General features: G+C 36.2%; 11 protein-coding genes and 1 tRNA gene. 8 read left to right on the top strand and 4 right to left on the bottom strand.

What is annotated here, in order from left to right:
- Positions 1 to 73: 73 nt before the first annotated feature.
- Together LNQ34_RS11450 and LNQ34_RS11455 are read right to left on the bottom strand one after the other, a co-directional pair.
- Positions 74 to 1,057, bottom strand: a complete 984-nt coding sequence (locus LNQ34_RS11450) for an ISAon1 family transposase (RefSeq protein ID WP_428979062.1) — start codon at positions 1,055 to 1,057, stop codon at positions 74 to 76.
- Positions 1,050 to 1,397 (bottom strand): ISAon1 family transposase N-terminal region protein, encoded by a 348-nt coding sequence (locus LNQ34_RS11455; protein ID WP_229998832.1) that lies wholly within the window; start codon positions 1,395 to 1,397, stop codon positions 1,050 to 1,052. Before LNQ34_RS11455 ends, LNQ34_RS11450 begins: the two co-directional genes overlap by 8 nt.
- A gap of 246 nt (positions 1,398 to 1,643) precedes the next feature.
- Between LNQ34_RS11455 and LNQ34_RS11460 the strand changes: the two genes are divergently transcribed.
- Together LNQ34_RS11460 and LNQ34_RS11465 are read left to right on the top strand one after the other, a co-directional pair.
- Positions 1,644 to 1,820 carry a hypothetical protein gene (locus LNQ34_RS11460; RefSeq protein WP_017498143.1) on the top strand — a complete coding sequence of 59 codons (177 nt, stop codon included), beginning with the start codon at positions 1,644 to 1,646 and terminating at the stop codon, positions 1,818 to 1,820.
- 529 nt (positions 1,821 to 2,349) lie between these two features.
- Positions 2,350 to 2,420: transfer RNA gene (locus LNQ34_RS11465), tRNA-Gln, on the top strand.
- A gap of 48 nt (positions 2,421 to 2,468) precedes the next feature.
- On the opposite strand, the gene LNQ34_RS11470 is transcribed toward LNQ34_RS11465, so the two are convergent.
- A complete protein-coding gene (locus LNQ34_RS11470) occupies positions 2,469 to 3,293 on the bottom strand; it encodes a universal stress protein (protein ID WP_229999795.1) in 825 nt (274 codons plus the stop codon).
- A 166-nt stretch (positions 3,294 to 3,459) separates the two neighbouring features.
- On the opposite strand from LNQ34_RS11470, the gene rimP reads away from it, so the two are divergent.
- The 5 genes from rimP (at position 3,460) to LNQ34_RS11495 (ending at position 9,787) form a co-directional block, all read left to right on the top strand.
- Entirely contained in the window at positions 3,460 to 3,924 is a 465-nt protein-coding gene (gene rimP / locus LNQ34_RS11475) for a ribosome assembly cofactor RimP (protein ID WP_202702268.1), read from the top strand.
- A gap of 13 nt (positions 3,925 to 3,937) precedes the next feature.
- The gene (gene nusA, locus LNQ34_RS11480) at positions 3,938 to 5,191 is read left to right on the top strand and encodes a transcription termination factor NusA (protein ID WP_017498147.1); all 1,254 of its coding nucleotides are present in this window, start codon (positions 3,938 to 3,940) and stop codon (positions 5,189 to 5,191) included.
- Between the two features lie 48 nt (positions 5,192 to 5,239).
- Entirely contained in the window at positions 5,240 to 8,119 is a 2,880-nt protein-coding gene (gene infB, locus LNQ34_RS11485; RefSeq protein WP_229999797.1) for a translation initiation factor IF-2, read from the top strand.
- Positions 8,120 to 8,273: 154 nt separating this feature from the next.
- Positions 8,274 to 8,783, top strand: a complete 510-nt coding sequence (locus tag LNQ34_RS11490; RefSeq protein ID WP_202702266.1) for a DUF4920 domain-containing protein — start codon at positions 8,274 to 8,276, stop codon at positions 8,781 to 8,783.
- A 221-nt stretch (positions 8,784 to 9,004) separates the two neighbouring features.
- Positions 9,005 to 9,787 carry an acid phosphatase gene (locus LNQ34_RS11495; RefSeq protein WP_229999798.1) on the top strand — a complete coding sequence of 261 codons (783 nt, stop codon included), beginning with the start codon at positions 9,005 to 9,007 and terminating at the stop codon, positions 9,785 to 9,787.
- Positions 9,788 to 9,918: 131 nt separating this feature from the next.
- On the opposite strand, the gene LNQ34_RS11500 is transcribed toward LNQ34_RS11495, so the two are convergent.
- Positions 9,919 to 10,308: an SPOR domain-containing protein gene (locus LNQ34_RS11500; protein ID WP_202702264.1), complete on the bottom strand. Its 390-nt coding sequence runs from the start codon at positions 10,306 to 10,308 to the stop codon at positions 9,919 to 9,921.
- A 219-nt stretch (positions 10,309 to 10,527) separates the two neighbouring features.
- On the opposite strand from LNQ34_RS11500, the gene LNQ34_RS11505 reads away from it, so the two are divergent.
- Positions 10,528 to 11,862, top strand: a complete 1,335-nt coding sequence (locus tag LNQ34_RS11505) for a c-type cytochrome (RefSeq protein WP_202702263.1) — start codon at positions 10,528 to 10,530, stop codon at positions 11,860 to 11,862.
- The last annotated feature ends 19 nt before the right edge of the window (positions 11,863 to 11,881 follow it).

An 11,881-nucleotide genomic window follows, 5' to 3' on the forward strand; every position in this document is an offset into this window, starting at 1 on the left:
TTTTATGCGGTAATGTTTCGGTTAACATAAGATTTTGTTAGGGTTTTAAGGGATCAGGTTCAAAAGTTGGGGATTAAGCAAAAAGATTAGATAATCTGAACAAGAAAAAATCTATATTGCTCACTCCTCTAAATTGACTTCTAAAAGCTTTTATTTTAGCATTGAAAGATTCTGCCGAAGCATTTGTGCTTCTATTATCAAAATAGTTTAAGATTGACTGATAATTAATAGTTATGGTATTGAGTAGAATATTAAAGTTTTTAAAACCTGATTCTTCTACATTTCTATACCAATGTGCCAGTTTGGTCATGGCAATATGTTTGTCATTGTAGTTATTGTAAATTCCTCGAAGCTGTTGGTTTAAATTGTAAGCTGTTTTAATGTCAGGATATAGTTCAAATACCATTTGTGCTCTTTCTTCTTGGCTCCGAGTCCATTTTTCGCGAGACTTATAAAGTAGATACCTGCTTCTGGCTAATAACTGTTTAACAGAATCTCCGTTAGGTAAAAGCTGGGGAATGTATGTTTTGTTTTCTAATTTGGCTTGTAGTATCGATTGATTCTCAAAGTCCATAGCTTCCCAGCGATGTTTGATTCTAATCTCTTGTACTGCTTCGAGCGCTAATTTTTGAACATGGAACCGATCTGTAACCTGTATGGCTTTAGGAAAACATTTCTTAGAGATTAGCTTCATGGAATTAGCCATATCGAGCGTTATCTCTTTGACAAAAGATCTTTTCTTGTAATCAATCTTTCTGATGTGTTCTATAACCTGGTCTGCTTTAGTTCCGGCAACAATAGCTACCAAGCAACCTTTTTTGCCTTTGAATTTCTTGTTGGTCAGGATAGTGTAAAGTTCCCCCTGAGACAAAGCCACCTCGTCAATGGATAAATGAGTGCCCATGTTTTCAGGGTAAATCATCCATTGGTGCGCATGTTCGCGTGGAGCCCATGTATTAAATGAGCTTAAATGTTTTTTGTATTGTCTTTGGAGTCTCTTTCCGTTAACCCCGAAAAAGCCTCCAATGGTATGACAATCTGTGGCACTCTTATCTATTAATTTCTTTTAAAAAAGTCGCAAACTCCTGAGTCATGCGAGTTCCTTTAGCAACTAAAGTCCAATCTCTTTTGATGATTTCTCCATTGGTTTTATTAGTCCAACGGCGTCTTTTGATGTGTAAATACACAAATTTACCTCTTAATGGAAAATCCTGAATAGTAATCTCATCAAGAAACCCCTTAGAAATCAATTCAAAAGAATTAAACTCTTGTGGAGGTTTTATTTTTTCTTCAAAATACAGATGCAATACTTCTTCTGTGTTAGTGGTAGAAACTACTTCAAAGTATTCTATTAAAAAATCAGGAAGCATAAATTTTAAAAGCTCTATAGGTGTCATATCTAATTCTTAGATTACAAATTTCTAATTTTATTTTGACATTCCTCCCCAGGTTTTGTTCTTGATCCGGTTTTAATAGGTTTTAAGATTTTTTGGGTTGACCAGGGAGTGGTTGGTTAAGTGTATTTTAGGTGTAAAGGTAAAAAATATAGTACTTACTGAGTGTTATTTGTAGGTTTTTGTGTATATTTGATGGTAGAATAAGTTTTTGTTTTAGCTAATTAATAATTCTAAAAAATTAAAATTATGAAAACTATTAAAGAAATGAATTTTACAGAGTTAGATTCTACTCAAATGAAACAAGTAAAAGGCGGAGGTCTTTTGAGTGATGCTTTGGCCTTGCTGAATGAGGGTAAGACAATATGGGAGGTAGCACGAATTCTAGGTGTAACTGTTCAGCAATTACTTGCCGTACTTGTCTAGTTTTGTGAAAAAAAAAGAAACGTTGTTGAATTTTTAAGTTCAAAAATGTTTGAAAATAAAAAGAGAAAGTTTTGCGTTGTGAAACTTTCTCTTTTTTTATGTGTATGATGTTTAAAATGAGTGTTTGTTGTTTTTGTTAGTAGTGTTTCGAGTGTTTTAATTGTTGTATTTACTTATCGGAAAAAGGGGGCAATGTGGCTGAAGTTTTTGAAGTTTCATTTGTGATTTTTTTTGATTTTTGGTCTTTATGAGTGGATATTGTTGAAAATGGGGTGTCTGTTGAGAAAAAAAATATTGAGGGGATGTGAAAAAAAGCAAAAATTTTGTACTTCGTTTTTTTTTTTTTTTTTTGGAGTTAATAACTGGTTTTGTGAGGCTTGTGTGGTGTTTTAGGGTTGGAGGAAAGGTTTGAGGGTAGGAAGTGGAGTGATGTTACGATTTATTAATTCTGGGATATTTATATTTTTATTGAAAAAAGTTTGCGTAAACTAAAAAAAGTTTTAATTTTGCACTCGCTTAATCGCACTGCTGGTCTATGGTGTAATGGTAACACAACTGTTTTTGGTGCAGTCTTTCTAGGTTCGAGTCCTAGTAGACCAACGTAAAAAGCCTCTCAATCGAGAGGCTTTTTTTATGTGTTTATTTTTTTTAAATTTTAAAAGTAAGTATCGGTCTGATGGCATGATTTACAAGTCCTTCGCTGATACTGCCGTTGAAAAAATGAGCAAAGCCGGTTCTTCCGTGTGTGCACATTCCTATAATATCGGCATTGATGCTGTTGGAGAAGTTGATGATTCCTTTTTCGATGTTGGTGTCGTTGTAGATATGAGCAGAGTAATTGGTCAGGTTAAATTCGGTTACAAAGGCATCTATTGTTTTCTGTAATTCATGAGTTGGTTTGAAGCTGTTCGGAGTGCAAATGGTGACTAAGTGTATCTTAGAGTCAAAGACATTGGCGAATTTCAGGAATTTTTTGAAGGGTTTTTTGGCTTCTTCTGAAAAGTCTGAGGCGAAAACAATGTTGGAGGCATTGAAGTTGGCAGTGTCTTTTTTGATTATCAGGACCGGGATTTCGGAATTTCGGACTGCTTTTTCGGTGTTTGAACCAATTAAGAGTTCTTCTATGCCGGATGATCCGTGTGATCCCATTACGATCAGGTCGATTTCGTATTCTTTGCTTACCTGAGTGATGCCGTGAATGGGTTTGTCTATTTTTACAATTTCTGTAATTGGGATTCCGTCCAGGTACGGTCTTGATGAAACCTGATCCAACATTTCGTTGGCTTTTTTCATGAAAAGCATTGTTTCGGGAATACTTGCTCCGCCTAAAACGGCATCGTTCATTTGACTTGGTAATTCGAGCATGTGTAAAATGATTATCTCAGAATTATTCTTCTTTGCAATTTGTGAAGCAACTTTTAAAGCGTTTTCTGCGTGTTCGGAGAAATCGGTAGGTACTAGGATTCTTTTCATGGTGTTTTAGGGCTTGAATAGTTAAAAAATCGATTATTATAAAGATAAGAAATATTTTTAGGTTAATCTATTTATTTTGATTTATAAAAAAAACACTATATTTGCACCGTTATTTATTAAAATCTAAATAATGAGGGGACTAAGTGTCCCCTCTTTTTATAAAATTATGACATTTAAAGAAAAAGTAAACGGATTAATTACAGAAGCTCTTCTGGAGAAGCCATCGATCTTTTTGATTGATCTGGCTGTGTCAGACTCTTTTAAAATTAGTGTTGGTTTAGATGGTGATAATGGAGTGGCGCTGCAGGATTGTATTGACATAAGTCGTGCAATCGAGAATAATCTGGATCGTGAAGAGCAGGATTTTTCGCTTGAAGTAGCATCTGTTGGAGTAGGATCGCCTTTGAAAATGACAAGACAATACATTAAAAATATTGGTAGAACGTTGATTGTTACTACAAATACTGAAAAAATTGAGGCAGAATTGGTGGAAGCTAACGATGTTTTTATAATTTTGTCTTGGAAAGCAAGAGAACCGAAAAAAGTAGGAAAAGGAAAAGAAACAGTTCAAAAAGAGCAACAAATACCTTATACAGATATTAAGGAGGCAATTGTTACAGTAACATTTTAATTAAAGAATTCGCATGGAAAATTTAGCATTAATCGATTCATTCTCAGAGTTTAAGGATAATAAACTTATTGATCGTGTAACGCTTATGGCAATTTTAGAGGACGTGTTTAGAAATGCATTAAAGAAAAAATACGGTTCTGATGATAACTTTGACATCATTATAAATCCTGATAAAGGAGATATGGAGATCTGGAGAAGAAGAGTAATTGTTGCTGATGAAGATCTGGATTTCGAAAACGAAGAGATTACTTTGACTGAAGCAAGAATGATTGAAGCTGATTTTGAAATCGGTGAAGAGGTTTCTGAAGAGGTGAAATTGATTGATTTAGGAAGAAGGGCTATTTTGGCTTTGCGTCAAAACTTAATATCTAAAATTCACGAACACGATAATACAAATCTTTACAAGCAATTTAAAGATATTATTGGTGATATTTATACTGCCGAAGTGCACCACGTACGTCCAAGAGTTGTAATTTTGGTCGATGATGAAGGAAATGAAATTGTACTTCCAAAAGAAAAACAAATTCCATCTGACTTTTTCCGTAAAGGAGATAATGTACGCGGAATTATTGAAAGCGTTGAATTAAAAGGAAACAAACCTCAAATCATTATGTCCAGAACTTCTGAGAAGTTTTTGGAGAAATTGTTTGAGCAGGAAATTCCTGAGGTATTCGACGGTTTGATTACAGTTAAAAATGTAGTGCGTATTCCTGGAGAAAAAGCAAAAGTAGCGGTAGATTCTTATGATGATAGAATTGATCCTGTTGGAGCTTGTGTGGGGATGAAAGGATCTCGTATTCACGGAATCGTTCGTGAGTTAGGAAACGAGAATATCGATGTAATTAATTATACAAACAATATTCAATTGTTTATTACAAGAGCTTTAAGCCCTGCAAAAGTTTCGTCTATCAAAATTGACGAAGAAAATAAAAGAGCTGAAGTTTTCTTGAAATTAGAAGAAGTTTCTAAAGCAATTGGTAGAGGAGGTCACAATATTAAATTAGCAGGTCAGTTAACAGGTTACGAGTTAGATGTAATTCGTGAAGGAGATGTTGCAGGAGCAACGGCGGATGAGGATGATGTTGAATTAACAGAATTCTCAGATGAAATCGAAGGCTGGGTAATTGAAGAATTTGCTAAAATTGGTTTGGATACAGCAAAAAGTATTCTAAAGCAGGAAGTAGAAGATTTAGTAAGAAGAACAGATTTAGAAGAGGAAACTATTCTTGATGTTATGAAAATACTAAAAGAAGAGTTTGACAGTTAGTTGTCTGCTCTAACAACACAACGAAAAAGGTAATAATAAAAAGGTTATATGTCTGAAGAGAGAGTAATAAGAATAAACAAGGTTTTAAGGGAATTAAATATTTCGTTAGAAAGAGCTGTTGATTATCTAAAAGATAAGGGAATTGCTATTGATGCAAATCCAAATGCAAAAATTTCTGATAGCGAATTTAATATCCTACAAAGCCAATTTGCGGGCGATAAGGGGAATAAGGAAGCTTCTAAGGAGGTAGGAGAAGAGAAAAGAAAAGAGAAAGAAGCATTACGTGTTGAACGTGAGAAAGAAATTGAGGACAAACGCAGACAAGACGAAGAGCGCCAAAAACAACAGGAGGTTATAAAAGCGAGAGCTGTTGTAACAGGACCTGTTCAAGTAGGTAAAATTGATTTAAACCCGAAGAAACCTGCAATTGTTTCTACTCCTGTTGAGGAACCAGTGAAAACCGAAGAGCCAAAAGCAGTTGTTACTCCAACTCAACCAGAAAAACCTGTTCAAAAAGAAATTGTACAGCCAGAGCCGGTAGTTGCTCCTGTAGTTTCTGAAGAGAAAAAGGTGGAAAAACCTATTATTACAGAGAAGAAAGAAGTAAAAGTAGAGTCTCCAAAAGTAGCGCAGGAACCGGTTGTTTCAACTGATCCTAACACTGCTGAGGAAATAATTACTACACAATATCAAAAATTATCTGGAACTACTCTTACCGGGCAGACAATTGACTTGTCTCAATTCAATAAGCCTAAGAAAAAGAAAGAAGATCCAAAGATAACTCCTAATAAACCAGGAGCTCCGGGAGCCGGAAATAACGCTAATAAAAATAAGCGTAAAAGAATCGCTCCTAAACCGGGAACTCCGGGTGCGCCAAAACCTGCAACAGGTAATGCGCCGGGAACTCCAAACCCTAATAAAATTACACCAAATACTGGTGGAGGAGGTTTTAATGCAAACAGAAGTGCAAGACCAGGTTTTGTAAAAGGAAACCGTCCTGCAATTGTAGCAAAAGTGGAGCCAACTGAAGAGGAAGTAAAAAACCAAATTAGAGAGACTCTTGAAAAACTTCAGGGTAAAGGTGGAAAATCTAAAGCTGCTAAATACAGAAGAGATAAAAGAGAAACGCACCGTCAAAAATCAGATGATGAGCAAAGAGCACTTGACGAAGGAAGTAAAACAATTAAAGTTACCGAGTTTGTTACGGTAGGTGAAATTGCAATCATGATGGATGTGCCGATTACAAAAGTAATTGGAACGTGTATGTCTCTTGGTATCATGGTTACCATGAACCAACGTCTGGATGCTGAAACTCTAACAATCGTAGCGGATGAGTTTGGTTACGAAGTAGAGTTTATCACGGTTGATATCGAAGAAGCTATCGAGGTAGTTGAAGATAAAGAAGAAGACTTAGTGGTTAGAGCGCCAATTGTTACAGTAATGGGTCACGTCGATCATGGTAAAACCTCTTTATTGGATTATATCCGTAAAGAAAATGTTATTGCCGGAGAGTCTGGAGGTATTACACAGCACATTGGAGCCTATGGCGTAACTTTAGATAACGGTCAGAAAATAGCATTCTTAGATACTCCGGGTCACGAGGCGTTTACCGCGATGCGTGCACGTGGAGCTCAAGTTACCGATATCGCTATTATTGTTGTTGCTGCGGATGATGATATCATGCCACAAACAAAAGAAGCAATTTCTCACGCACAAGCGGCGGGAGTTCCAATTATATTTGCAATCAATAAAATTGATAAACCAAATGCTAATGTTGAGAAAATCAAAGAGCGCTTGGCTAGTATGAACTTACTTGTTGAAGATTGGGGTGGAAAAATTCAATCGCATGATATTTCTGCAAAAGTTGGAACAGGTGTAAAAGAATTATTAGAGAAAGTTTTATTAGAAGCGGAGATCTTAGATTTAAAATCGAATCCAAACAAAGCGGCTCAAGGAACAGTTGTTGAGGCGTTCTTAGATAAAGGAAAAGGATATGTGTCTACCATTTTAGTTCAACATGGAACTTTAAAAGTAGGGGATTATATGTTGGCAGGTAAGCATCATGGTAAAATTAAAGCTATGCATGATGAACGCGGACATATTGTTAAAGAAGCAGGGCCTTCGACTCCGGTATCTGTTTTAGGTCTTGACGGAGCTGCAACTGCCGGTGATAAGTTTAACGTTTTTGAAGACGAAAAAGAAGCAAAACAAATTGCTTCGAAACGTTCTCAATTAATGCGTGAACAATCAGTACGTACACAACGTCATATTACATTAGATGAGATTGGACGTCGTATCGCACTTGGTCAGTTTAAAGAATTGAACGTAATCCTTAAAGGAGACGTGGATGGATCTGTTGAAGCATTATCAGATTCGTTCTCTAAATTGTCTACAGAAGAAATTCAGATTAGTATCATTCATAAAGGTGTTGGAGCAATTACTGAAACTGACGTTATGTTGGCTTCTGCATCTGATGCAATCATTATCGGATTTAACGTTCGTCCTGCAGGAAATGCGAGACAGCTTGCTGATAAAGAAGAAATTGATATCCGTTACTATTCTATTATCTACGCTGCAATCGATGACTTAAAAGATGCAATGGAAGGAATGTTAGCTCCTGAGATGAAAGAAGAAATTTTAGGAACTGCTGAAATTCGTGAGATTTTCAAAATTTCTAAAGTGGGTTCAATCGCTGGTTGTATGGTGATGGATGGTAAGATTATGAGAACTTCTAAAATTAGAGTAATCAGAGATGGAGTAGTGGTGCACACAGGTGAGCTTGTGGCGTTGAAACGTTTCAAAGACGATGTTAAAGAAGTTACTAAAGGATACGATTGTGGTATTCAGATCAAAGGATACAATGATATCGAAGAAAGAGATGTTATTGAAGCTTACCACGAGGTAGCAATCAAAAAGAAATTGAAATAATAGTCAATACTTATATCAAAAGTCCCAATGAGAGTTGGGACTTTTTTTGTGGGAATATTTAAACGAAGTTTGTAGTGTTTAAAAAAATGAGGTGTCATTAATATTTTCGTTTATTTCAATTTTAATGCTATTTTTGATTAAAAAATATTTAATTATGAGAAAATTTATATTTGCAATCGTTCTTTCTGCGAGTTTTTCTTCAGTGTCTTTTTCGCAGGAAGCAGTTGAAAAAAGTGCTCCTCCGGCAGGAAATGCTGTAGTGGGAGATCATTACGGTGCCGATGTTTCGAAAATTTCAGAAAGCAAAGCGATCACGGTTGAGAAGTTGAAAAACGACTTAAAAACTGCTAATAAAGCTGAAAATATATCAGTAAAAGGAGTTGTGACCGATGTTTGTCCGAAGAAAGGATGCTGGGTTACTGTTAAAACAGAAGATGGATCTTCCTTCTTTGTGAAAATGAAGGACTATGCTTTTTTTGTGCCAACCGCCTTAAAAGGTAAAAATGTTGTTTTGGAAGGTACGGCCGAGAAGAAAATCACCTCCGTTGATGAGTTGAAGCATTATGCTAAAGATGCTAAAAAATCAAAGGTCGAAATTGATGCGATCAAGATGCCGAAAGAAGAAATACGGTTTATGGCAGATGGAATTAAGGTGGTGAATTAGAAGTTTTTTTTGATGTACTGTCCCATGTTTATATTCTAGAGTTCCAGCGAAAGTTGGGACTTTTTTATTGGAACAAATTTCAGATTATCGTGTTTCCATTTATAATATGGAAGAGAAAGTTGGAATGTTTATTGGTTTTGTGAGAGGTGGAATTGGTTTATTTGTAAGATTTTTTTTAGTTTTGCAAAAAGAGATAAATCTGAATTGATTGCGTATTTTGTATGGGACTTAAATTATTTAATAGTATCACCCGTCTTTTTGACAAAAGGGGCAAGTCTGACGAGGCTGAGTATAAGTTTGCAAATGTGGAAGAGATGAGAGTTGAAATGCCTGACTTGTTGTATGGGTATCTTTCTGATGGTGAAATGCCAAATAGTTTGGTGTTGTTGGCTCCGCCTCCTGAACCTGCTTCTGCTGTTTTTGAATTCGACTTGGAGTATGCCAGGAGAGTGTCAAAATCTAAAGACCAGATTCGTTTTTTGCAGGCTGTTAGTGATGCCAATTTGTCTTTTCCGCATGCGGTTAGATCGTTTGAGGCTACTTTGGGAATTGATATTAATGAGGTGCTTACGCCTAAGTTGTATTCGCTTATGCGTCGGGTGATGACGGATGCAAGATTGTCGACGTATACGGCGAAGAATTTTTACAATCGCGAACGGCCCTTTGTGGTTAACAAGCAAAAAACTTGTACTCCCGAGCTGGAAGAGGTACTGCGTAAAGTAGGCTGTTTTCCGTCAGGACATGCTGCTGTAGGCTGGGCATGGGCTTTGGTGTTTAGTGAAATCTTTCCGGATAAGGAGAAGGTAATTCTTGAGCGGGGACTTGACTTTGGTGAAAGTCGGTTGATTTGTAATGTGCATTGGCATAGTGACGTAGTGAAAGGTAGGGAAATGGGAAAGGCTACTGTGGATTGTCTTCGTGTGAATACCGCTTTCAATACTGATTTATTGCAGGTTAAGGAAGAGGTATTTCAGGTGTTGAAATCAATGAAAACTAATGGGTGATGTTTGTTGTGAAGGAATGTAGTTTGCTGGTGAAACTTATGTTCTTGCAGTTGGATGTAAATCATACGAAAAAGGGCAACTTCGATTGTGAAGCTGCCCTTTTTTTTGATTGTTCTGTTTTAATTGAGAATTTACTTCCCTGGCTTTAGTAGAAAAACACTTTTGTATCTCTTTTTGATGTCTGCCAGGTTTCTTTCTGCTTCTATTCTGGTCTTGAAATTTCCAACAATAACCTTGTAATTTGGGGTGTTGAAAATTATGGTTCCGTCGATGTTGCTGTATTCTCTTTTGAAATCCGATAACGTTTTCTTTGCTTCTTCGCTTTTGCCGCTGAAGATTTGAATTTTATAGGTATCGTTTGTACTTATTGATGTGTTAATTTTGCGTTTATCATTCAATAATTGCTCAAATTTTGGATCCTGATTTAGTGTTAAATTTTGATCCTGAGCCTGAATGTTGTAAGCTAAAGTGATCATTGTTAGCGTGAAGAAAACTCTTTTAGATGGGGTTAAAATTCTCATAATGTGGTGGTTTTTGAGCAAAAATACTATTTAAAAATTGTATGTGAAAATTTGATATTATTTAGAATTGATATAAATTGATATTTAAGACTATTTTAAGGTTTTGAGAATAACACATAAGTCGTATTTTTGTGCAAGTTTTAAAAGAAGGTATTAGTTTTTTGTTGATTTACTACAGAAAAAATCATACCAAAAATTAGTAGATAATTATTATACTATATGAAAAAGGTGGGTAACCATAATTCGATCTCAAGAAAATTGCTGCTTAGCTTATCGCTAACGCTGATTTTCTCCCTAACTTCATTTGCTCAAGATCCAGCTGCTCCTGCGGCGACTGAAGCTGCTGCTGCTCCGGCTGCAACTGCTGGTGGTGATCCGGTAAAAGGGAAAGAACTTTTTAATGCAAATTGCGCTGCATGTCACAAATTAGATGCCAAATCAACTGGTCCTGCTTTAAGGGGAGTTGCTGAAAAGCATGATAAAGCTTGGCTTTATAAATGGATTCACAACAGTTCTGACATGATTAAGTCAGGTGACGCTGTGGCTGTGAAGCTTTTTGAAGAAAACAACAAGTCAGTAATGACTTCTTTTCCTCAATTATCTGAGGGGGATATTGATAATATTATCGCCTATACTTCTGAAGTAAAAGCTGAACCAGCTGTTGCTGGTGGTGGAGCTGCAACTCCTCCGGGAACAAACGTTGACGGTGGTGGTATTTCAAACAATATTATTTTAGGTGCACTTGCACTTGTAATGGCTATCTTGGTGGTAATGTTGTTCATGGTGAACAAAGTATTGACTAAAGTAGCTAGTAATAATGGAATTGTAGTTGCTCCTAAAGAAGCTACGACTCCTATCTGGAAAGCATTCGCTAGAAACCAGTTCTTGGTATTAGTTACTGCAATATTCTTGCTATTGGCAAGTGGATATTTTGTGTACGGATACTTAATGCAAGTGGGTGTGGATCAAAATTATGAGCCAATTCAGCCAATTCACTATTCTCATAAAATTCACGCTGGTGATAACGAAATCAATTGTAAATATTGTCACTCTGCTGCTCGTGTAAGTAAGACTGCTGGTATTCCGTCTTTGAATGTTTGTATGAACTGTCATAAAAACATCTCTGAAGTTGCTGAAACTACTGCTACTCCTGAGTACAGCAAAGCATTTTACGATGCTCAGATCCAAAAATTATACGATGCAGTTGGTTGGGATAAGGCAAAGCAAGCTTATACCGGAAAAACGCAACCAGTAAAATGGGTTCGTATTCACAACTTACCTGATTTTGTTTACTTCAACCACTCTCAACACGTTACTGTTGGAGGTATCGAATGTCAAACGTGTCACGGTCCTGTGGAAGAATTTGAAATCATGAAGCAATACTCTAAATTAACAATGGGATGGTGTGTTGATTGCCATAGAAAAACTGATGTTAAGATGGAAGGAAATGCATACTATGATAAAATTCATGCTGAACTTTCTAAAAAATACGGTGTAGAGAAATTAACTGCAGCGCAAATGGGAGGTTTAGAATGCGGTAAATGCCACTATTAATCGAATTATTAAGATTTTA

The organism is Flavobacterium lipolyticum (assembly GCF_020905335.1).
Lineage (GTDB): Bacteria > Bacteroidota > Bacteroidia > Flavobacteriales > Flavobacteriaceae > Flavobacterium > Flavobacterium lipolyticum.